Source organism: Paenibacillus sp. FSL R5-0923, from assembly GCF_038009145.1.
GTDB lineage: Bacteria > Bacillota > Bacilli > Paenibacillales > Paenibacillaceae > Paenibacillus_AQ.
This window is the reverse complement of record NZ_JBBPAT010000001.1, coordinates 3,734,377-3,756,303: the sequence shown is the minus strand read 5'-3', so window position 1 is coordinate 3,756,303 and position 21,927 is coordinate 3,734,377. Positions and strand designations below refer to the sequence as shown.

At 43.3% G+C, this 21,927-nt stretch carries 19 protein-coding genes; 6 read left to right on the top strand and 13 right to left on the bottom strand.

Annotated elements, in window-relative coordinates; translation table 11 throughout:
- Window position 1 precedes the first annotated feature (1 nt).
- From MKX35_RS16760 to MKX35_RS16720, 9 genes are all read right to left on the bottom strand, one after another.
- On the bottom strand, window positions 2-2,341 hold the full coding sequence (locus MKX35_RS16760; RefSeq protein ID WP_076298825.1) for a DUF5682 family protein: 2,340 nt from the start codon (window positions 2,339-2,341) through the stop codon (window positions 2-4).
- Complete coding sequence (locus tag MKX35_RS16755; RefSeq protein WP_076298824.1) at window positions 2,341-3,435, bottom strand: ATP-binding protein; 1,095 nt, start codon at window positions 3,433-3,435, stop codon at window positions 2,341-2,343. Before MKX35_RS16755 ends, MKX35_RS16760 begins: the two co-directional genes overlap by 1 nt.
- 6 nt (window positions 3,436-3,441) lie before the next feature.
- Window positions 3,442-5,319, bottom strand: coding sequence for a HEAT repeat domain-containing protein (locus MKX35_RS16750; protein ID WP_076298823.1), 1,878 nt, complete (start codon window positions 5,317-5,319; stop codon window positions 3,442-3,444).
- 48 nt (window positions 5,320-5,367) lie between these two features.
- Window positions 5,368-6,807, bottom strand: coding sequence for an SWIM zinc finger family protein (locus MKX35_RS16745; RefSeq protein ID WP_076298822.1), 1,440 nt, complete (start codon window positions 6,805-6,807; stop codon window positions 5,368-5,370).
- Between the two features lie 107 nt (window positions 6,808-6,914).
- On the bottom strand, window positions 6,915-8,009 hold the full coding sequence (locus MKX35_RS16740) for an NADH:flavin oxidoreductase (RefSeq protein ID WP_042188971.1): 1,095 nt from the start codon (window positions 8,007-8,009) through the stop codon (window positions 6,915-6,917).
- 164 nt (window positions 8,010-8,173) lie between these two features.
- Complete coding sequence (rhaD, locus tag MKX35_RS16735; RefSeq protein ID WP_042128469.1) at window positions 8,174-9,019, bottom strand: rhamnulose-1-phosphate aldolase; 846 nt, start codon at window positions 9,017-9,019, stop codon at window positions 8,174-8,176.
- A 49-nt stretch (window positions 9,020-9,068) separates the two neighbouring features.
- Window positions 9,069-10,325 (bottom strand): L-rhamnose isomerase, encoded by a 1,257-nt coding sequence (rhaA, locus tag MKX35_RS16730; protein ID WP_076298821.1) that lies wholly within the window; start codon window positions 10,323-10,325, stop codon window positions 9,069-9,071.
- Window positions 10,326-10,363: 38 nt separating this feature from the next.
- The gene (rhaB, locus tag MKX35_RS16725) at window positions 10,364-11,830 is read right to left on the bottom strand and encodes a rhamnulokinase (protein ID WP_076298820.1); all 1,467 of its coding nucleotides are present in this window, start codon (window positions 11,828-11,830) and stop codon (window positions 10,364-10,366) included.
- Between the two features lie 27 nt (window positions 11,831-11,857).
- The gene (locus tag MKX35_RS16720; protein ID WP_076298819.1) at window positions 11,858-13,009 is read right to left on the bottom strand and encodes an iron-containing alcohol dehydrogenase; all 1,152 of its coding nucleotides are present in this window, start codon (window positions 13,007-13,009) and stop codon (window positions 11,858-11,860) included.
- Between the two features lie 318 nt (window positions 13,010-13,327).
- On the opposite strand from MKX35_RS16720, the gene MKX35_RS16715 reads away from it, so the two are divergent.
- Window positions 13,328-14,083, top strand: a complete 756-nt coding sequence (locus MKX35_RS16715) for a DeoR/GlpR family DNA-binding transcription regulator (protein WP_042194054.1) — start codon at window positions 13,328-13,330, stop codon at window positions 14,081-14,083.
- 86 nt (window positions 14,084-14,169) lie between these two features.
- On the opposite strand, the gene MKX35_RS16710 is transcribed toward MKX35_RS16715, so the two are convergent.
- The 3 genes from MKX35_RS16710 to zwf form a co-directional block, all read right to left on the bottom strand.
- The gene (locus MKX35_RS16710) at window positions 14,170-14,814 is read right to left on the bottom strand and encodes a class I SAM-dependent methyltransferase (protein WP_076298818.1); all 645 of its coding nucleotides are present in this window, start codon (window positions 14,812-14,814) and stop codon (window positions 14,170-14,172) included.
- A gap of 166 nt (window positions 14,815-14,980) precedes the next feature.
- Window positions 14,981-15,874, bottom strand: coding sequence for a phosphogluconate dehydrogenase (NAD(+)-dependent, decarboxylating) (gnd, locus tag MKX35_RS16705; protein ID WP_076298817.1), 894 nt, complete (start codon window positions 15,872-15,874; stop codon window positions 14,981-14,983).
- 72 nt (window positions 15,875-15,946) lie between these two features.
- Window positions 15,947-17,482: a glucose-6-phosphate dehydrogenase gene (gene zwf, locus MKX35_RS16700; protein WP_076298816.1), complete on the bottom strand. Its 1,536-nt coding sequence runs from the start codon at window positions 17,480-17,482 to the stop codon at window positions 15,947-15,949.
- A 771-nt stretch (window positions 17,483-18,253) separates the two neighbouring features.
- On the opposite strand from zwf, the gene MKX35_RS16695 reads away from it, so the two are divergent.
- Window positions 18,254-19,141: a fructose bisphosphate aldolase gene (locus tag MKX35_RS16695; RefSeq protein ID WP_076298815.1), complete on the top strand. Its 888-nt coding sequence runs from the start codon at window positions 18,254-18,256 to the stop codon at window positions 19,139-19,141.
- Between the two features lie 145 nt (window positions 19,142-19,286).
- Here the strand turns inward: MKX35_RS16695 and MKX35_RS16690 are convergent, their stop codons facing one another.
- A complete protein-coding gene (locus MKX35_RS16690; RefSeq protein WP_042188986.1) occupies window positions 19,287-19,664 on the bottom strand; it encodes a DUF1304 domain-containing protein in 378 nt (125 codons plus the stop codon).
- A 295-nt stretch (window positions 19,665-19,959) separates the two neighbouring features.
- Between MKX35_RS16690 and MKX35_RS16685 the strand changes: the two genes are divergently transcribed.
- The 4 genes from MKX35_RS16685 to MKX35_RS16670 all read left to right on the top strand — a co-directional run bounded on the left by MKX35_RS16685 (window position 19,960) and on the right by MKX35_RS16670 (window position 21,851).
- Window positions 19,960-20,196 (top strand): hypothetical protein, encoded by a 237-nt coding sequence (locus MKX35_RS16685; protein WP_305953476.1) that lies wholly within the window; start codon window positions 19,960-19,962, stop codon window positions 20,194-20,196.
- A gap of 65 nt (window positions 20,197-20,261) precedes the next feature.
- A complete protein-coding gene (locus tag MKX35_RS16680) occupies window positions 20,262-20,627 on the top strand; it encodes a hypothetical protein (RefSeq protein WP_341044377.1) in 366 nt (121 codons plus the stop codon).
- Window positions 20,628-20,992: 365 nt separating this feature from the next.
- Complete coding sequence (locus MKX35_RS16675; RefSeq protein WP_076298814.1) at window positions 20,993-21,550, top strand: AraC family ligand binding domain-containing protein; 558 nt, start codon at window positions 20,993-20,995, stop codon at window positions 21,548-21,550.
- Entirely contained in the window at window positions 21,537-21,851 is a 315-nt protein-coding gene (locus tag MKX35_RS16670) for a helix-turn-helix domain-containing protein (protein ID WP_076298813.1), read from the top strand. The genes MKX35_RS16675 and MKX35_RS16670 overlap by 14 nt, the downstream gene beginning before the upstream one ends.
- Window positions 21,852-21,927 lie beyond the last annotated feature (76 nt).

The following is a 21,927-nucleotide window of genomic DNA, read 5'->3' as shown; positions in this document are numbered from 1 at the left end:
GTCATATATCTCCAAAGTCAAATTCATTCAAATCCTCAATCATCTTCGCTTCGGCCTCCTTCAGCTCACCCGTCAGAATCTCAGCAGCCTGCTCGGTGTTCACACCCCACAACTCCCCTAGAAGTTCGGCAATCATCGTCTTTTCTCTTCGTTCAAAGGTGCTGAAAGCACGCCGTAAAAATACTAATGCACGTACAAATTCTTCATCATCTAATGAATTAATATACTCATTCAATTGTTCCCACAGACTTAATCGAGACAACAGTACATATCGATTACGCATAGACATCCCTTCGAACCAGCCTGCTCCAAGTTCTGCGGGTATACCTGGCGACAGGCGCCTCGATACTTCTTCTGAACATTGCTGTGCAGTCATCGCATTACGCTCCAATAAAATGGAACACGCCACTCCAGATAAACGCGGATTGCAGTCATCCCTCTCTGACAAGTGTTTCAGCTCTTGTATCCACAACAGCTCATCTAATTCCTCACTATGCGCAATAGCTGCCTGATTCAGTATGTTCATAGCTTTAAGCATCTCACCTGAAGCCTCATCGTTACATTGGCTCGCATCCAGCAAGAACAGACAGGCTCGTCTGAACAGTTGTTCAAGCAAAGGAATGAGCGGCTTGGTATCGATCCGTCGAACATCGCCATATTGAATCAGAAGAGATAACTCATGAATGGAAGCAGCAATCTGCACCACATCTCGAGTATCAACAGCTAGACGCTGAAGCGTCTGCCGTCCCGCTTCCATCTGGTGTATCATTCCACACTCATAAGCCGTTCGAATAAGTGCTGACGCTTCCGCAATGGTACTGCTGCCATCTAATTTTTGTTGCAATACATAAGCTGAAGCAAGCTCAATTGTTTCCCCAAGTAGCGTAGATTCAACGACCTGGATCTCAACTTCAGGAGACCACTTCATTACCCAATGCTCTGCCCACGTTGCGCCAGTCTGACCACTTGCTCTTATGTTCACTAGATCGATCCCAAGTAATCTGAGCCTATGAAAAAGAAAGGAACGATTTAAGTCTAAATAAGCTGCTTCCTCAGAAGACACTCTTCGGTTCTCTCGGAGATCTAGTTCAAGATCATTTGCCACTGGGGTTTTATATTTCTCAAGCTTCAAGCGCTTTAATTGCCGATTCAGATCATCTTGAATCGGCGTCTGACTAATCCCCTCTGCCAACTCACCAATAGCAGTACCGATATCTGTACGAGCAAGCGCTTCTGCGATCACACTTAGCTCTCCACGCCCCAGTAAAGTCAGCGCAGCATCTCTTAGATCTCTTAACGTCGGAGCACTTCCACCGTGAAGGGCAGCTAATGATTCAGCTAAGCGAACGGCTTCGATAATTTCCGCTGTGGAACGGTGTGTCCCTGTATTACGCAAGTATCTGGCTACGGTAGACAGATAATGATTCGGCAAGTCTTCAAGTGAGCCATTCATCATACGTTCCCACATCATTTGATAATAATGAGGAGCGAGGTTACCTGCTCCGTAGCCAGACAAAGAAGATAACTTATAGTACGTGTAGGGCATAAGTGTTAGCTTCGAATTTAGAGAAGGAAGAGCATCTATTTCCTCATCTGACATACCAGATGCCAGATCAGCAAGCGCCGCTGCATGGTATGCTCCACATACAACAACGATCTTATTTGGTTGATGGCCAGCAGCGATTGTATCCTGAATCTGACGACGCATATAAGCTTCACGTATAGTATTGTGTGCATATTCTATTACGTTGTTATGTCTCTCATTTTCTTCAGAAATCTGACGCATTTGGGATGAGAAGGAAATAATTGCTTCCTGATATGCACCCTTGTTAGTGTTGTGTTCGAAATTGCGCTCCCAATACATATCATAATCAAGCTCACCAGCCAGCTCAGCTACTCTATCATATAGAGATGCTTCTTCAGGAGCCTTCTCAACTGTATTGTTAACTTCAGATTCATCGCTCTGTTCAACAGAATCTCTACTTTTGGTTCGTATATCCTGTAACGCGATGACCACTGATGAAGGTAAATCTATAAAAGCTGTATAAGCCCCTTGCTGCTCCGCCCATCTCATCGCTTGATATTCGGGGGAATATAGCGCAAGCGGCCAAAGGGCTGTACGCACAGGAACTTCCTCCGTAAAAGCTAGAATGGCAATAGGAGGTTTGGTTGTCATGTTGATGACATGGCGAATCTCAGGTGTGGCATCCGATGGACCCTCAATTAACACAGCTGTGGGCTCTATTTCATGAAGGAAGCTCAATAGATGCTGCGCACCACCAGGAGACAAATGCCGCACCCCAAAAATATGCACGCCTGCTCCAGTAGTTTCGCTCTCCACTAGTTCATCTCCTTACAAGCCGTATATAACCCCCGCCAATCTGCGCCACGTTTCTTCATAATATTGTCGAGATACTCTCTCCAGACAAGTTGATCCTTATCATCATCTTTCACAATGGCACCTTGCAGCCCTGCGGCCAGATCTTCGTCCGTCAGTTCTCCATTACCGAAGCTTGCGGCCAGCGCCATACTATTCGTTAAGAGCGAGATCGCTTCAGCTGTGGAAATCACACCTGCTGGAGACTTCACCTTCTCCTTCTTATCCAATGTCATCCCGCTACGCAACTCACGGAAGATGGTCACGACCTTATGTAAAGCTTCATCTGCAGGGAGCGCCGCTTGCAAATCGTAGGAAGAGGCAATTTCACGAACCCGTTTCTTCACAATCTCAACTTCAGTATACAAATCCGCAGGGGCTGGAAGGACGATAATATTAAACCGTCTCTTCAAGGCAGTTGACATGTCATTTACACCACGGTCTCTCGTATTAGCTGTTGCAATGATCGAGAAGCCTTTGCGCGCACTCATCTCCTTACCTAGCTCAGGAACGGATATCGTCTTCTCCGATAAGATGGATATCAACGCATCCTGTACCTCAGATGCACAACGAGATATCTCCTCAAAACGTGCAATGCCCCCATCCTCCATCGCTCGCATAATGGGGCTCTTCACTAGCGCTTCCGGCGTAGGGCCTTGTGCAAGCAGCATTGCGTAGTTCCACGAATAGCGCACCTGCTCTTCACTCGTACCCGCAGTACCTTGTACGACAAGTCCTGATTGTCCATATATAGCAGCTGATAAATTCTCAGATAACCATGACTTTGCTGTACCCGGCTCACCGATTAACAGCAGCGCACGATCAGTTACCAGCGTGGCTATCGCCATCTCTATTAATCGCTTGTTACCAATGTACTTAGGTGTAATCTCGGTACTCCCTGCTTTACCGCCAACGATAAACTTCAGTACAGATTGGGGCGACATCTGCCATCCTGCTGGAACCTTACCTGTGTCCGCTTTACGAAGCGCTTCCAACTCATGCTCATACAATCTTTCTGCTGGAAGCCTCATAATATCTTGTAATAGTTCTTGACTCATCGGTAGCTACACCTCTTCTATTGGGTTTGATGGTCCTTGCATGAGACGAATGACATACTCAAGTTGTTCTTCTGCAACCTCACTAAATCGAGGTAGAACAGTTATTATTCGACTCGCAAAACTCGCTGGAAGCTGACATAGCTGTTCAAACGTATACGGTTCAATTAATCGACATTCTGTATTTCTATCATCTTCCAAAGCCACTAGGAGAGCTTCTTGCAAGCGTTGTTTACCTATCCCTGTACGTGCTAAGCCCATCAAGAGAATATTGGAAAACCGATGTCGGAATTCAGGATTATCGGTCAATTTACGAAGCAAATACTGCATTGCTTCGGCATGTCCCGGCCTTGCAAAGGCACTTACCAGTTCGTATTGATCCAGCTCTATAAAAGCGTCAAGCCACCGTGAATCCCATTGAACAGCCAGTACCTCGGGCGGCTGCATTTCGACCTTATACATATATTGAATCAGGTCTACAGGTGAATTCCAAACTGCATCATAAGTTCCATGATATCGTTGAACTACAACTTCAGATATGGTGCGTAGCAGTTGCTGCGCCATTGAAGAAGCATGGCTAGTTGAAGATGGCGCATAATGCTTTAGAACTTCAACATATTGTTCATACACACGCTCTGGTGACAAGTAGAGATACGCATCTTTAAAAACATCATTCACATATCTTCTATTGTTTCTATAGTAGACAAGATCACGCTCAAGTGTTTGCTGTAATATACGTCTCGCTTCGATAGAATCTATCTGTCTAAAATAGGAGTTTGCTTCCTCGATCAATGAATTCCACTTTAGCTGATTCATATATAATGGATACTGCTCGAGAACATTGAAATATAGTTTCTCTAGTTCAGGACTGCGTTTGTAAGATAAAACCCGAAGATACTGGACTACCTTATTCCATAATCCGTCTTTTTTCTTCGTATCGCCCATAATCTCTGAGACAGTTTGAAGCATATCTGATAACTCTACAACAAGTCGTTTTGTGAGCTCTTGGGCTTGACATTGTCTCAATGCAGGAACTACAAGTTCACTATCTTTTCCCGTAAACGCCTCATGCAGCCGATTCACCACATTTACCGAGTCGCTCTTAGCCAGCGCATTATAGGCAGCTTCGCGAATCTTTTTCTTCTTATCTGTACTCCAAGCCAGTAATTCGATTTCATATTGTCCCTGACCTGCGAGCAGAGAAATAGCCATGGCTCGAACATCTTCTGATCCTGAATCTGCAGCTTGATAGATCAGATCCTGAACGCTATCACCACCTAATACTGCGATCACGTACAGCTTTCTCGTCTCTACTATTCCTCCAGCAGGATCAAATTGATCGATAAGGATCGGAATAATCTGAGGCCCATAAGCTGGCAGGATCTGCTTCATCACAAGCTCGGCGATCTCAACATATGGATCTTGGAGGGCTGCTAACGCGGGATGAATCATTCGAAGATCTTGAAACAATCCTGTCTCAAAAGCTTCCTTGATAATCTCATATCGTCCTCCCCCGCGAGTCTTTAATGCCGTCTGTACCGCTGACAGCTTACGATATGAAAACTGAGTAGGCAATCTCACCGGATGGACTTCCACCTCAAGCAGTTCACCATCAGGCGAAGTCGCTCCTTGTGTATATAGCACCGAGCTAAGCAGCACACTGAGCTCCTGTAGGTTCTGAGCAGAGGAAGATCCCTCGGAATGATCTGGTTCAATGACCGCAACAATTCCCTCTCCTAACCTTTTGAATATGGGAGCACGTTCACCTAACTGTTGAAACTGTGGCAATAGCCGCTTTAAGCGGAAATCCTCAGCAGCGAGCTCACTTCCAGCTATATACAGCCGGTTTACTTCTTGATGAAGCTCTTGTAGTAAAGCTGTACTCATGGATATTCCTCCCAAAGTTTATGTGAATCTTATGTTTTCTTAATTTTTTTAATATAAGAGACGGATCATCTCCATCCCTTTGATAAGGGTTAACGGTTGTGCTTTCAATCGTCCTGTATCGAGTTGATGTTCAAACATAAGCAGCATCGTAGTATCCGATAATTCTTCGAGTGTAAAGTATTGTAACAGTGCAAGTGTATCCTGCTCGAGTGCTACTATTTGGTCTAACACCAAATGCTGGCCCGATTCGTCCGTAATGACGAACTGATCTTGCTGAGATTTGCTAATCTTATTCACATGCAGCAGCAACACAGGATTCTTGTCCGCTAGCGGATTCTTCAACTGATTTTTGATCTGCTTGAAGCTGTCGGAATAAGAATGAACTGCCTTAGAAACGATCCACTCTACATCCTGATTAGTCAGAGGCCGTGTTGACATATTCTCGAAACGAACTCTCCGGTTCCGGTCACCAGGATAACGATAGAAGGAAGGAATAAGTGCAACATCAGTGAAGCTATCTTCTTCATGAATATATTTAGCTGCTTTATAAGGACGATATTGGAGCGTACGATGTATATCACCTGTAGATTTTTCTATCCAGTAGCCGAGGTCTACAAATTCCTGTCTGGCTTCATCATCATAGCTGAGGAATGAAAGCTGGATCAGCTCTACATCCGAGCTCATCAGACCGCATTCCTTAAGCTCCGTTAGCTGCCAAGCATGACCAAGCCATTCTTCAATCGTAGATTCATGATTCAAAGACATATCCGGATCTTCCAGCTTCATTGTTAGATGAGCGCGCCCTTTCTTAATGAACGCATGAATTCGGGTTAGCTGCTCTATTGCTAATGAATAAGTTTTCTCACGATTGTCAGAAGAAGAGAGCAATAAAGCTAATCGTCTTAATTCAATTTGTGCACCAGTTAAATAATAATTGCCCATCATCTTCACGTGCACCTGAATATCCTTTACACCTTTGGCGTCTATTGTTCCAAGTCCTGCACGTATAAGCGATTGGGTCAATTTCTCCAGTACAGCCAAGCCCTCCAGTTGAGCTCCAATCTTTTTCTTAAGTGCGGACTTGTTCACTTTCTTGGGCTTAACAATAGCCCCTTCCGCAGCAAGCTCAGATTTTCGTTCTTCACGCTTACTCATCTTCTCTCGTTTAACAGCAAGATCTTCAGGAATCGTTGCAGATACGAAAGTCTCCTTGCCTACATAGGCATATAGCAATCCGAGGACATGCTTGCAAGGAATCTGCCTACTTGGACAAGTACAACGCATCACCGGTTTGTCAGAAACAACAAAATCAGCTGAAGGATAATAGTTGCTGCTACCGCTACCACCACATTCACCAAACAGAACCACACCGTCTTCCGACTGATTCAATTGGACGAATCGTCTCTTCTTAACTAGTCCTTGTCCGTTCTTAATTGCTGCACTGTTCGGTGCTAGAGTATCTATGAAGACTTCTGTGATATCTATCAACCCATATCCTCCTTACCTATTACGCTTTTTAATATCTATGATAATATTAGCCCTTAATGAAAATTATTCTAAAAACAGAGCTGTCCATAACCCGCTGTTCTTTCCCTTTAGTATAGAGTTTTTGTCGATTCAGCCGTGAATGGAATGATCTCGTCTATTGCTCCACTTTGAACTTTGGCAGGCCAAGCCGGATCGCTTATTAATGCTCTGCCAACAGCAACCAAATCAAATTCCTCACGGTCCATTCTTTCTAGTAATTCATTAATGTTATCTTCTGTCTTCTGAGCTGAGTCTTCTGCAAAAAAATCACTGTGAAGACCGATAGAACCCACCGTAATTGATGGTTTCCCCGTGATTTTCTTGGTCCACCCTGCGAGATTAAGCTCAGATCCCTCAAATTCAGGTTGGCTGAAGCGACGAGTGGAGCAGTGGAAAATATCAACGCCAGCATCGCTAAGTGGAGTAAGGAATCTTTCGAGCTCATCTGCATTTTTTGCCAGCTTCTCATCATAGGCACCCAATTTCCATTGAGAGAAGCGTAGCACGATCGGAAAATCTGGCCCAACCGCTTTACGGCACGCTTCAATAACCTCTACTGCAAATGTAGTTCTACCAACCAAATCGCCACCGTAACGATCGGTACGTTTGTTCGTTCCTTCCCAGAAGAACTGGTCTATCAGATAACCATGTGCACCATGAATCTCGATACCATCAAAACCCACTTTTTTCGCGTTCGCTGCTGCTTGAGCAAATGCTGAAACTAAGCTTTCAACTTCAGCTGTAGTAAGTGGCTCTGTCACAGGTTCTCCTGCTAAATTCAGACCAGAAGGGCCAATAGGAAGGGCTTCAACATTTGGACCTTCCCCTATAGTTCGCGCCATTCCCACATGCCATAATTGGGGGATGATCTTACCTCCAGCTGCGTGAACTTCTTCTACTACCTGCTTCCAGCCCTCTAAAGCTGCTTCTTCATGTATATTGGGAATATTGGCGTGGCTGACTGCCGAAGGATGATTAATAGCTGTACCCTCGGTAACGATCAATCCTACTCCACCTTCTGCCCGTCTACGGTAATATGCGGCAACATTACTTCCTGGTACACCATCCGGTGAGTATACCCGAGTCATCGGCGCCATGACGATTCGGTTTGACAGCGAAAGATTCCCCACTTGAATAGGTGAAAATAATAGCTCAGTGTTCATACATATTACCTCCAATTGATTATTTGATTACTTTAAGTAAGGCTAATTATCTCCCCAGAAGATGGAAAATGCAAATTTTTAAGATCTTTATGTAGGAAAAATCATAAAAAAACCGGACCCCGCAAAATCTGCGAACGCCCGGTTTTCATCCCATTACGAACTTCCTAAACCTCAAGAATACCAGCTTTTGGAGTTACTCCGAACGCCTTAGCTAAATCCCACAGTTGCTGATCTGTGATCTTTTGCTTAATTTCTCTTCCACCAATCAGGTTGTAGATCGTAGCAGCCTTTTCTACAGTCTCTACTAGACCAAAGGTGGCATCCATAGTGGAGCCAGTGCCGAAAATCCCGTGCTGCGGCCAGATCACTAGGCGGTGATCCTTCATTTTCTTCGCGGTTTCGCGGCCAATTTCGCTGCTGCCAGGAACAATCCATGGAATGACACTAACACCATCTGGGAAAACAACAAGGCACTCTGTGCACATTTCCCAAAGCGTCTTCGTAAACTTCAATTCATCCAGATCATGCGTGAAGGTCATCGCGATAACATTCGTAGCATGTGTATGCAGTACGATACGGTGCGTAGGGTCCACCTTCAGTCGCTCAATATGGCTCATGAAATGGGAAGCCAATTCACTAGTAGGTACAGCACCGTTCCGTAATCCCCATAACACTTCTACGCTTTCACCATTGGCACTAACACGAAGCACACCGAGATTGGCTTCCGGGTCTTTGATCACATTTCTAAAATACTTGCCAGAACCTGTCACGATGAAGTATTTGCCGGCTAATTCTTTTACAGGGAAGGTAAGTTTAATGGTGCGTAGTGGCTCTAGAACGTTAATATATTTAGCAACCTCATTCTCATCCAGCAGATAGCTGACATTACCGCCATTCAGCTCATCCCAGCCAAGCTCCCACATATGACGGGTAATCTCTGACATTTCCTGAATAAATGGAGCCTCACTACTGGCAATATACCCTTTGGATTCTAATACAGATGTACTCATTGTCAATCTCTCCTTTGTATATGTTGCTCTCCACATCCACTCTAACACTCTATCTTGCAGACAGAACTTCCTGCTCATAACGCTTTACTTCAGCCAGCCATTGCTCCCTAACGGGTGTATCTTGTGATGCACAATAGTAATCCCACACGGCTCCAAACGGATACGATTTGAATTCTTCCACCAACGCTAGTCGTGAAGTGTAATCACCTATCCGCTCGATTTGCTTCAATTTTTCCACCGGTTCGAGCATTGCGCGAAGTAACGCCTTAATGGTATTGCGTGTACCAATCACCCAAGCAGCGATATGATTAATACTGCCATCAAAGAAATCAAGTCCGATATTCGTACGGGAGAGTAAATCTCCTCGCACCAACTCACGAGCGATTTCTAGCAACTCGTCATCCATAGTTACAACGTGGTCACTGTCCCAACGGACGGGTCTGCTTACATGCAGCAGCAGCTGCTCACTAAACATAAGAATCGAAGATAGCTTATTTGAGATCATCTCAGTAGGATGGAAATGTCCGGCATCCAAACAGATAGCTTTGCCGCGAGTTAAACCATAGCCCATATAGAACTCATGTGAACCAACCACATAACTCTCAGAACCGATTCCGAACAATTTACTTTCTACAGCATCAATATTATAGAGAGGATCTATTTCCACACTAAAAATCTCATCCAGTGACTCTTTTAACCGCACTCTTGGAGCTAAACGATCGACTGGTGTATCCTTATATCCGTCTGGTACCCAAAAATTAGTCACGCAAGGTTGACCCAGTTCTTTACCAAAATGCTCGGCAATCGTCCGAGAAGCCTTACAATGCTTAATCCAGAAGTTACGAATCTCATCGTCCGAGTGACTTAGCGTAAAACCGTCTGCAGCTTTAGGATGTGAGAAACAAGTAGGGTTAAAATCAAGTCCCAGCCCCCGCTCCTTCGCCCAGTCTACCCAAGATTGGAAATGGCGTGGCTCCAATTCATCTAAATCAACTTTTTCATCTGTATCTGCATAGATCGCATGTAAATTTACTTTGTGCTTGCCTGGAATGAGGGATAATGCCTTTTCTAAATCTTGGCGCAATTGATCTGGCGTGCCAGCTCGACCGGGATAACTTCCTGTTACTGCTATTCCCCCGCTTAGTTCTTTATCTTTAAAAAGAAACCCTTGTACATCATCGCCCTGCCAGCAATGGATGGAAATCTTAATTTGCGCGAGCCGCTCCAGCACTTTCTCCACATCAATCCCATGGGCTGCGTATAATTTTTTGGCTTCATTATAGCTAGTGATAATACTCTGATTCATGCTGTAGTTCCTCCTAAAATCATATAGCATAAGTTTAATTAGATTTGATGTTGTATTTTGGACAACTGAAGCTCTTTCCAGCGATTTAGAATGTCTTCAAGATGAGCGGTCGGGCGCGGTGTATACGACTTTATCTCAAATGATTCAGCGATAATATCTCTTGCTTCATTAATATCAGTTATGCTTCCCGTGCTAATCATCTGCACCACTATATTACCAAGTGCTGTGGATTCCGTTGGGCCAGCCTTAACTTCTCTGCCTATAACATCAGCAGTCAGTTGGCATAACAGACTGTTGTTAGCACCTCCACCCACAATCTGCAGAACCTCGATTCGGCTTTCTATTAGTTCTTCTAGTTCTTCCAAGTAAGTACGGTACGATAATGCCAAGCTGTCAAAAATACAGCGAGCCAACTGACCTGGCGTCTCAGTAACAGGCTGCCCGCTCTCTGCGCAGGCATTACGAATCTCTTCTATCATATTTGAAGGATTGAGAAATCTTGGATCATTACAGGAGATCAGGCTCCGGAAGCCTTCTTCTCCATGTGCAAGCTCTGCTAGTTCCGCAAAGCTACAACGATCGTCCATTAGCCTGCGAACCTCTTGGATGAGCCAAAGGCCCATAACATTTTTGAGGAATCTATAGGTTCCGTATGCGCCCCATTCATTGGTGTAATTGGCCTTCATGGCCATCATAGAATTGAGTGGCTGAGTTCGTTCAACACCGAGCAATGACCATGTTCCACTGCTGATATACGCGGAGTCTCTTTGAAGAGGAGCACCAAGCACTGCAGAAGCTGTATCATGTGTGGCTACACAGATCAGTTGGCAATCCGGAAGATCATATTCCTGAATTAGTGCTTCATCGAGGGGGCCAATAATTACTCCAGGTTCAGTCAATGTAGCGAATTGATCTCTTTTAATATTCAGAAAATCCAACAGGTCATCGTCGAAATCTCGACTCTCTAGATTCAATAGCTGAGTTGAAGATGCGTTAGTAACCTCATTGATCTTGCGACCCGTTAATCTGTAATACAGATAATCAGGCACGAGTAAGATTTGATCCGCTTGGGCTATTTCTTCTTCACTGTGAACATAAAGCTGATACAACGTATTAAATGACAACTGTTGAATACCAGTCTTTTCATATATAGTTAGAGGAGAAATATGCTTAGCTACCTCATCCATAGCCTTATCAGTTCTACGATCACGATAAGCGTAAACCTCTTGAATACGGGTTCCCTCTGCATCCACAAGAACATAATCTACAGCCCATGTATCTATACCCAGCGTACACGCTGTAATGCCTTGCCCCTTGGCTTTCTGAAGCCCTATAATAATCTGCTCGAATAAATAATCTATGTCCCAGAGACAAGAATCCTCTTGTTCTATAAAACGATTGCTAAACCGATGAAGCTCCTCTAAGGTGAGGACGCCCTCTTGCAGTATTCCGCGTACTAACCGCCCACTAGAGGCACCAATATCAACGGCGATATGATTATTCATAAAGAATCTCCTAAAGTAAGGGATGAGTTATAGTATTTTTTTGAATAGTGCAATGACTTCTTCCTTCGTAGGAATAAAAGGATTACCCGGTGCACAAGCGTCCTTCATGGAGTTCTCTGCTAAAAGATCAAGATCGACCTCATCTACTCCAAGCTCGGATAGTTTAGATGGAATGCCTACTTCTTTAGACAACGCCTTGATCGACTCAATTACGAAGTCCGCGCATTCCTTATCAGTTTGACTCTCAACGTTTAACCCTATCGCTTTAGCAATAGCCCTGAATTTCTCAGGCACATATTTGGCATTCTGTTCTTCCACATATGGGAGTAGCATTGCGTTACATACGCCATGTGGCAGATCATATACACCGCCAAGCTGATGCGCCATCGCGTGCACATAACCAAGCCCTGCATTATTGAAAGCAAGTCCGCCTAGGAAAATCGCATACACCATTTGCTCACGAGCCTCAATATCATGGCCATTCTTCACAGTACGGGCCAAGTTAGCGAAAATAATCTCCACTGCGGCTAGTGCCGTAGCGTCAGTTACCGGATAAGCCCCTGGCGTTACCAGTGCCTCAATTGCATGTGTCAAAGCGTCCATTCCTGTTGCTGCCGTAAGTGCAGCGGGTTTATCAACCATAAGCTCTGGATCGTTAACTGAGATCGTAGCAATACTGTTCTTATCCACCATTACCATCTTCACTTTGCGTTCTTCGTCTGTGATTACATAATTAATAGTGACTTCAGCTGATGTCCCTGCGGTGGTATTCACAGCAACGATCGGCAGCGATTTATGTTTCGACTTGTGTACGCCCTCATATTCTTTGATGTGACCGCCATTTGTGGCAAGGATACCAATGGCTTTGGCAGTATCCTGTGGCGACCCACCGCCGATGGAAATCAGAGAATCACAATTCTGCGCTTTGAGATAATCTACGCCATCATGGACATTTTTACAGGTCGGATTGGGCTTCACTTCATCATAAATGGCATATTCAATCCCCGCTTCGTCCAATACCGCCAGCAATTTACCGGCAATGCCGCTCTTCATAAGAAATTTGTCTGTAACTACAAGTGCCTTCTTCAAATTAAGTTCTTGAATGTAAGGACCAATCTCCTGTAAGCATCCCTTGCCCATAATATTGATCGATGGAACATAATACACATGCGTGCTCATTGCTTGACAGCCTCCTAATGAGTTCAATAATCGTTGTATTCCGTCTGCTGCGCCTCAGGTTGGCCTCTGAATAGCAGCTGGGCCGGCCTTGCATCACACTAACTCGATTAATCTCTAAGGGAATTATTTCCTTCTTCATCGTATGCTCCTAAATCTTCGTTGTCAACATTTTAAATATTAATTATGTTGTTTTTGTTTGTTTTATATCTGTTTTGTGAATATTATTGGAAAGTACAGAGATTTTTAAGTTGTTTTTATTGCAAAACACAGATATTAAGCGCTATGATTGTAAAATATAGCTTTGGAAAGGTGATTCCTATGCTTGCAGCCGAAAGACGCAAAAAAATAATAGATCTCGTCCATCAAGATAAACGCGTTCTAGTCTCCGATCTAAGTAAAATGTTTGAGGTCACTGAAGAAACGATACGCAGAGATTTGGAGAAGCTAGAGAAGGATGGCATCCTTAGTCGTACCTATGGAGGTGCTATGCTGAATCGCCATACGAATGAGGATCTGCCTTTTGTTACACGTAATGCCTTGAATACAGATATAAAACGGGGAATCGCCTTGAAGGCGCTCGATTTAATCAATGATGGAGATACATTAATGGTAGATCCAAGCTCTACAGCCTTTGAGTTTCTAAAATTGCTGGGAAACAAAAACAATCTAACCATCATCACAAATTCTATTAATATTTTGCATGAGTTCTCGAATTCAGGGATGGATATCATCTCTACTGGCGGTTCACTTCGTTACCGATCGTTGTCGCTAGTGGGACCGGTAGCCCATGACACCATTCAAAGATACAATGTGGATACAGCGGTAATCAGTTGCAAAGGAATGGATATGGAACGAGGCATCACAGATTCCAACGAACCGGAGTGTGAGCTCAAGAAGTACATGCTACGACAAGCCAATAAGGTCATACTCCTGGCGGATCACACCAAATTCGATAAAACTGCTTTTACAAAGTTGGTTGAGCTTGGCCATATTGATTTCTTGATCACTGACCGTAAGCCTTCTGAAGCTTGGCTAAAACGTCTGAACGAGGACAATATTGAGGTTCTCTATTGACAGAGGTAATAACATACTGAGCCTAATTTAAAAAATGCCGTTCCCCAGTGAGCTATGGGTGACGGCATTTGTTGTATTTTTCATCCTTATCTCTCCGTAGAAACCCGAGAAATTGATTTTACATCTATGGAAGAATGAATATAATCTGATTGCTTTACTTGTGTAGAAGCCTTCTTCCTGCAAATATAAACAAGCGCTGGCGGGAAATTTAACAGCACCCATTTAACACTCACAATATCAAAATACTGCATTAATTCCTTCTTCATTTGAGGAAAATATTCAAAAGTGATGAACCAGCCGCCCTCTTTTAAAGAAGATATGATTTGCTCAATGTAAAGCATCCGATCTGAGGCTGAGAAATTCCTAAAAGACAAACTGCTCACAATGCAATCTAACTTCTCCAACCTTCTATTATGAAGCGCAAGCCGTAGCCGCAGGCAATCGTTAAAAAAAATACGGTCAGGGAATTTAAGTCTTAGTTGATGACGAAAATCAGGATCCTTCTCAAACAGGAGCACATTCATCCCGGTCTCTTCCCCGCTTGGAATAAATCTTGTGATGGCTCCAGTACCTGCACCCAGCTCAGCTATATTATGCATTTGTTGCCACGGAATGATGTCGAGCATCGTTTTTGCCAGCCAGCGCGAACTGGGAGTAACGCTTCCTAATTGTCGGGGCGCATGCAGAAATTTATACAGAAAATGAAGTCTTTCTCGAATTCCGCTTTGCATGTCAACTCCCCCTTATCGTAATTTCCCCATCTAACTCTAAAATATGTTAAAAAGGTTAAAGTCGTACTCGATCTATTCTCTCCATTTATTAATTTTTGCAAAACAAAAGCCCAAATCTCACCGCAGAATGAATTGCGAGGAAATTCGGGCTAATGATTAACATTAATTACTTCGTTTCAACGGCATGTCCACCAAATTCATTCCGAAGTGCAGCCACTACTTTACCAGTGAAGGTATCTGTCTCAAGTGAACGGTAGCGCATTAATAACGCCATCGCGATCACTGGAGTTGCAGCTTGCAGATCAAATGCGGTTTCGAGCGTCCATCTGCCTTCTCCGGAGGAGTGCATAATCCCTTTGATCTCATCCAATTTAGCATCTTTCGAGAACGCACGTTCAACCAGTTCCATCAGCCAAGAACGGATGACAGAACCATGATTCCACACCCGGGCGACTTCCTCAAAGTTATAATCAAACTCACTCTTTTCCAGCACCTCAAAGCCTTCACCGATGGCAGCCATCATGCCGTATTCGATACCGTTATGAACCATTTTTAGAAAATGGCCACTACCAGCTTTGCCGGCATATAAAAAGCCGCTTTCCACAGCCGTATCACGGAAGATGGGCTCCACAACCTCCCAAGCTTCAGGATCTCCACCAACCATGTAACAAGCGCCGTTACGCGCTCCTTCCATCCCTCCGGACGTACCTGCGTCCATGAAGTTGATTCCATGTTCCTTCAATTGCTCATATCGGCGAATCGATTCCTTATAGTGCGAATTCCCAGCTTCAATGACGATATCTCCTTTTGATAACAAAGGTGTGATCTCAGTAATGACAGAGTCCACAACCTGATGTGGAACCATAATCCAAATGATTCTAGGCGTTTCCAATTGTTGTACCAACTCAGGGAGCGTTACTGCTCCACTGGCACCTTTAGCTTTCATTTCCTCTACAGCAGGTGCATTCAAATCAAATGCAACAACCTCATGTCCATGATCCAGCAAATTCTGGCCCAAATTGAAGCCCATTTTTCCTAATCCAACTAATCCTACTTTCATGTAATTCCCCTCCGATATATAGACTCTTATGATGTAATTTCTCCAAAATTGGTAAAAAAAACAGGCAGGGGCTTACGCCCCTGGCCGTATAGATTCCTCTGTTGCTGCAACTTCTGCCTGAGCAGAGAGAACTTCTGTCTCCTTATCTGCCTCATCGAACCACCAGCGATCCTCACCCAATAGCTCCATAGCCGCATCTGGACCATATGAACCTGAAGCATAAGTGTGAAGTGGCATAAGCCCCTCTTCCATCGCTTCCTGAATAGGTGTAACCCACTGCCAAGACAGTTCTACTTCTCTCCAGTGTGCGAAGAAGGTAGCATCTCCACGAAGTGCATCGAAGATTAGATTCTCGTAGGCTTCCGGAACATCTGAAGTACCCGCTTCATAAGTAGCGCGGACAGGCTCAAGCTTTCCTTTTTGCAGCTGATCTTTCGTGTTAAGTTGTAGCGTTATGGCTTCATTCGGTCCAATCTCGATAATCAGTAAATTGGGTACGTCATTTCCTTTGTTCAAGTTATTACTATCATTAAACGGTTCTTTAAACTCAATAACAATACGTGTGGATTTCTCCTTCATTCTCTTCCCAGTACGAACATAGAAAGGTACATCATTCCAGAGCGGATCATCTATAAATAAACGCGCTGCGATAAACGTCTCATTTTGCGAGGATTGGTTAATGCCTGGCTCATTCAAATAACCTGCAACAGGGTTCCCTTTGATTTCACCTTCTGTATATTGTCCACGGACAACATGTTTATTAACCTCATCTTTGCTAATTGGAATAAGATGCTCCATGACGTATATTTTCTTCCCACGGATTTCTTCAGGTGTACTGCCTTTAGGAAGCTGCATTGCCATCATCATCATCAACTGCAGCATATGGTTCTGGAACATATCACGAAGTGCGCCAGCTTTATCATAATAGCCTGCCCGCTCTTCAACGCCGACAGTCTCACTCGCCGTAATTTGAACATTCGCGATATATCTATTTTTCCACAGCGCTCTTAGCACTGGATTAGAATACTTCAGAACTTCTAAATTTTGCACCATCGGTTTACCTAGGAAGTGGTCAATCCGGAAGATTTCTTCTTCAGTAAATACGGCATTCAAGCTATCATTCAGCTCTCTTGCTGATTTCAAATCTGTGCCAAAAGGCTTCTCAATAATCAGACGCTTCCAGCCTTTCGTGGAACCCAGACCGCTTGAGTGAATATTAGCTGCGATTTCCTTGAAGAACTCAGGACCCACAGACAAATAGAACATCCGATTCTCCGGAATATTGAACAACTGCTCGCGACGTTTAACATGCTCCAGCAGCTTGGAGTAATCTTCGGTATTCCCTACGTCTAGTACGCTATATTCAAAAGCCTCCAAGAACACCTGCAATTGCGGTGAGTCAACGGCTGGTTGTCTAGAAAAAGTCTGTAAGGATTGCAGTACTTGCTTACGGAAGGCTTCGTTCGAAACTTCTCTTCTCCCTAATCCAATCACAGAAAGAGGACCTGAAATTTGACCATCTAAAAAGAGGTTATATAGTGCAGGATAGATTTTACGTTTTGCCAAATCTCCTGTAGCGCCGAATAGCACAAATGTTGATGATTCCACTTTCATTCCTCCTGTTGTTATACATTATTTATATACTTACTTTTAATTACTAACATACTCAGTAGAATCAATCATACGACTGATATTTTCATACGTCAACCTCATTTCGACATTTACGAAAAGTTATTATTTTCACAAAGCTATGAATTGGTAATTATGATTAATGTCACAAAGAAAATAGTATTGGATCATTCGCATTAAATTACTCGGATATTCACGTTGATTAAAGAAAAATCTCAATCCCAGTACGGCTTTAGCCAAATCCCATCCACACCCTCCGATTAGAAAATCATCACAACAGCCACTTTGTAACAAGAATAAAATTTCCAGTCGTCACCTTTACTCGTGCTCGCTCGTATCTTCAAACTAACTTCAAGTAATTGATCATTTTGAAATGGACTACGTCCATAAAATATTACAAATCGATCTTGCTTTTAATCTCAACTTAGATTTTTAAGCATAAAAAAGGTCATCTTCGAGGAAGATTATCAGAGTACGCTTCGGAGAGATGATAAGAGCTATACAGTCCGATTTCTCTCAAAAATGCGCCAACTAAACAAATAGCTGCAATGCAGTCCTTTACGTCAACTCGCGCTGATCTCCTTGGTTGAAACGGACTCAGAAGTCCTTAATTCTTTGCTTGCTACCACTTCATGTAGGACGGTTACCTCCTTGTTCACCCTGCCTCTTGTTTAAGGCCAGTATTTTAAGTGTTATAATTAAAGAACGCATGAATTTCCATTCAGTTTACGAAAGGAAGGAGATTTTTTCATGAATATGAAGCAATGGGATCGAATTCGGACGGGACAGGGATTTATAGCTGCCTTGGACCAAAGTGGTGGAAGTACACCTAAAGCGCTGCTGCAATATGGCATTAAAGAGGACAGCTACTCCAATGAAGATCAAATGTATGCAATGGTTCACGAGATGCGAACGCGCATTATCAAAAGCCCTGCATTTGATTCGAAGAATATACTGGGTGCAATCTTATTTGAGAACACAATGGACCGTCTCATCGACGGAAAATATACTGCTGATTATCTGTGGGAGGAAAAAGGCATTGTCCCATTTCTGAAAATCGATAAAGGACTTGCCGAGCCAGAAAACGGGGTACAGCTCATGAAGCCAATTCCCGGCTTAAGTGATCTTCTGAAGCGGGCCAACGAACGGAATATCTTTGGAACGAAAATGCGCTCGGTGATTAAAGAAGCCAATCCTTCCGGCATCAAAAAAGTGGTTGAACAGCAGTTTGAAGTCGGCAAGCAAATTTTAGAAGCGGGACTGGTTCCGATTATCGAGCCTGAGGTTGATATCCATTCTGCTGATAAAACAGCGTCGGAAAAGCTGTTAAAAGAAGAACTTTCAGTTCAATTGTCTAAGCTGGGCCAAGACGTAAAGGTCATGCTTAAGCTCTCCATACCCACGGAGAATAACTTCTACCGCGAGTTAATGGACGATCCTCACGTTTTAAGAATTGTCGCTTTGTCCGGCGGTTACACTCAAGCTGAGGCCAACGATAAGCTCGCCCATAATCAAGGATTAATCGCCAGCTTCTCACGTGCTTTATCGCAAGGATTAAGTTCCGGGCAGTCAGACGAAGAGTTTAACGCACTCCTCTCCAAATCTGTCGAAGCGATTTATGCTGCCTCTATTCAATAAGTAGCTCTTCCCCTCGTGAAGACGTAAGACATAAAAAGGGCTGTTTCCCTGACAGGTAATTACCTGCCGGGAAACAGCCTTTTTTTTAATTTGGATTAACTTTTTTTAAGGGTATTGCTCGCAAACAGTTAGTTGCCACTTCTGCTTAAGTCACAGGAAAATAAGTCGAAACTACTAGTATTAAAGCGATGAAAGCTGGAAGGCCTTGCATAAACAAAATAGATTTTTTCACCGTCAGTGCACCATAAATCGCCGCCACTATAACAGTGCAGAGGAAAAAGATTACAACTTGGTGGCCGAAATTCACATTCGGATGAACCAGTCCCCAAATTAAACCAGCTGCTAAAAATCCATTATACAACCCTTGATTCGCTGCTAGAGTTTTAGAAGCATCCGCAACTTCCTGCGTCATTCCAAAAACTCGAAGCCCTTTGGGCTTTGACCAAGCGAACATTTCCAGATAGACAATATAAATATGTATTAACGCAACGAGACCTACCATGATATTACCTGCTATGATCATTTAATTAACTCCCCTTAATTTAATTAGTGTGCAATTTAATTGTATCACATATTAAATAAAAGTTGTACATTCCATCATCATTTTCATATTAAAGCCACTCAAATCCCCTTCTTAGTAATCAACAAAAGAATGCGGAAATCAAGCTACTGATTTATGAAGTTTTAAAGTCCTATTCGTCTGGTCAACTAATAGAATCTTAACTATAATTAAATGTACGAGACGAAGAACGTCCCGATTCATTCCTTTTTGAATGGATCGGGACGTTCTTTTGTTGATTAAGGGGGAATGATTAAAGATGAACTTCGAAACGGCGCATGCTTCATTTATTCAATACCATTTACAAAAAAGATCAGGGGAACGCAAAGGTCGCTTGGAACGTGGACATCGGGAAGCGGAGAAGCAATTTTGCCGCAACGTTTGGTGGTCTCTTCGATTGAATTTTGACGATCTACATCCAGAATTCGAAGTGCTCGATTGGCGGGGTCAATCCTATTTCTGTGACTTTGCATACATCACTCGGTATGTGAGCTAGTCATCGAAATCAAAGGTTTTGGTCCACATGTTCGAGATATGGATAGAAATAAATACTGTAATGAATTGAACAGAGAAACCTTCTTATCTGCAATGGGATTTCAAGTTATTTCATTTGCATACGACGACGTCGCTAGTCGTCCCGAGATTTGCATGACACTGTTGCGAATGCTGCTTAGCCGATATCAGTCAGAATCTTCTCCAGTTAGTCTGGAGAGTGTGGCGGAACGGGAAATCATCCGACTTGCCTATACGCTTGCTCGCCCATTACGCCCAATTGATGTAGAGATTCATTTAAATATCAATCATCGATCAGCCGTTCGAATGCTGCATTCCCTCTGCACCAAAGGGGTGCTCTCACCTGTAACCGGACCAGAAGGCAAATATGTAGTAAAGTATGAACTCCAGCCCAACGCGATGAACCGCTTGTAGAAATCCTGCAATTTTACATCTTTTAAGTCCTTTATTCATCCACGGAGGAGTTTTCCTGCATAAATACAGTTTTTCACTAATTTTATAGATAACCAAGGTTAATTTAGAGTCATATTCCTGTATATTTGCAGCAATATCCTTAACCAACACCTAATTAACTGATAAAAACTGCACTTTTGCAGTTTTTAAGTCGAGTTCAGCTTTAAGATTTTGAATTCTGGATTCTGGCCTTCTGTTTATGTAATCTAACATGGCGACCTGTCTCCCGATAGAATTACTCAATTCATTTTATTGTATCGCTTTCATAACCCTTAAAGTTACAATGGAATAAAAAAATGTTTGTATTTTGTCATCTTGGAGGGCCTATGAAGCAGCTATTCGAACCCGTTGTTTTTGTAGAACATAAGCCCTTAGTTTGGGATTACAAAATATATACAGACGACTATTACAAAGGTTATTATCACTGGCATCAATGCTGTGAAATCATGTTCGTGCATGGCGGTCAGGGAAATGTTGTTGTCAATCAGCAGATGTACGATATCCGCAGGGGGATGTTATTCTTTTTCCAGCCCTATCAGCTGCACCGGATCTATTCTGAGGTCTCTCCCGCTTGTCCTTTTGAAAGATCCATCTTCTATATTGATCCACATGTTGCGGAGAACCTGCTAGTGGGCTTTTCGAAAAGAAAAGCTTTATTCACAACACTTTGGCGAGGGGAAAATACGCATTGCGCCATTAATCTTGAAGATCGTGTTGAGATTGTGGAGTGGACTCTGGAGCAATATGATCACAATAAAAAAAAGCAATCCAAGCGAAAATACCGAAGACATTTCGATGTTAATCCTTCAATTATTGAGCAGTATCAAGACTGGAGATCAGCAGATATTCCAATCAGGAGAACGGCGGACCTTGCGCTATTCTGAAAAAATAATCAGCTTTATCGAAGAGCATTATCATGAGGATGTTAATCTGGATCAGCTGGCTGAGGAAATTCATTTGTCCATATCCTATATCTCTAGAATCTTTCATCAAGAGACCGGCGGACGGCTCGTGGATTATTTAACAGCCCGGAGAATCAAACAAGCTTGCCGCTTGTTAGGAACGACAGACCTGCCTGTGGAGCAAATCGGAATCATTGTCGGTTTCCCGAACGCCTCCTATTTCAATCACTTGTTCAAAAAAGTCCTCGGAACAACGCCATTAAAATATAGAAAGAATAATTAACGCCAACATTTTCACCATCCTCCAACCCTACACCATGACAATATTCAAACATTTCATTGTATCAAAACAAAACTTT

What these genes read in the sequence shown, in the direction of transcription:
- gnd (WP_076298817.1), bottom strand. Translation starts at nt 15,874, where the DNA reads ATGAAAGTAGGATTAGTTGGATTAGGAAAAATGGGCTTCAATTTGGGC.
- MKX35_RS16675 (WP_076298814.1), top strand. Translation starts at nt 20,993, where the DNA reads ATGAAGCAGCTATTCGAACCCGTTGTTTTTGTAGAACATAAGCCCTTA.
- MKX35_RS16740 (WP_042188971.1), bottom strand. Translation starts at nt 8,009, where the DNA reads ATGAACACTGAGCTATTATTTTCACCTATTCAAGTGGGGAATCTTTCG.
- MKX35_RS16715 (WP_042194054.1), top strand. Translation starts at nt 13,328, where the DNA reads ATGCTTGCAGCCGAAAGACGCAAAAAAATAATAGATCTCGTCCATCAA.
- MKX35_RS16720 (WP_076298819.1), bottom strand. Translation starts at nt 13,009, where the DNA reads ATGAGCACGCATGTGTATTATGTTCCATCGATCAATATTATGGGCAAG.
- MKX35_RS16695 (WP_076298815.1), top strand. Translation starts at nt 18,254, where the DNA reads ATGAATATGAAGCAATGGGATCGAATTCGGACGGGACAGGGATTTATA.
- rhaA (WP_076298821.1), bottom strand. Translation starts at nt 10,325, where the DNA reads ATGAATCAGAGTATTATCACTAGCTATAATGAAGCCAAAAAATTATAC.
- MKX35_RS16710 (WP_076298818.1), bottom strand. Translation starts at nt 14,814, where the DNA reads ATGCAAAGCGGAATTCGAGAAAGACTTCATTTTCTGTATAAATTTCTG.
- MKX35_RS16750 (WP_076298823.1), bottom strand. Translation starts at nt 5,319, where the DNA reads ATGAGTACAGCTTTACTACAAGAGCTTCATCAAGAAGTAAACCGGCTG.
- MKX35_RS16690 (WP_042188986.1), bottom strand. Translation starts at nt 19,664, where the DNA reads ATGATCATAGCAGGTAATATCATGGTAGGTCTCGTTGCGTTAATACAT.
- rhaD (WP_042128469.1), bottom strand. Translation starts at nt 9,019, where the DNA reads ATGAGTACATCTGTATTAGAATCCAAAGGGTATATTGCCAGTAGTGAG.
- MKX35_RS16685 (WP_305953476.1), top strand. Translation starts at nt 19,960, where the DNA reads ATGAACTTCGAAACGGCGCATGCTTCATTTATTCAATACCATTTACAA.
- rhaB (WP_076298820.1), bottom strand. Translation starts at nt 11,830, where the DNA reads ATGAATAATCATATCGCCGTTGATATTGGTGCCTCTAGTGGGCGGTTA.
- MKX35_RS16755 (WP_076298824.1), bottom strand. Translation starts at nt 3,435, where the DNA reads ATGAGTCAAGAACTATTACAAGATATTATGAGGCTTCCAGCAGAAAGA.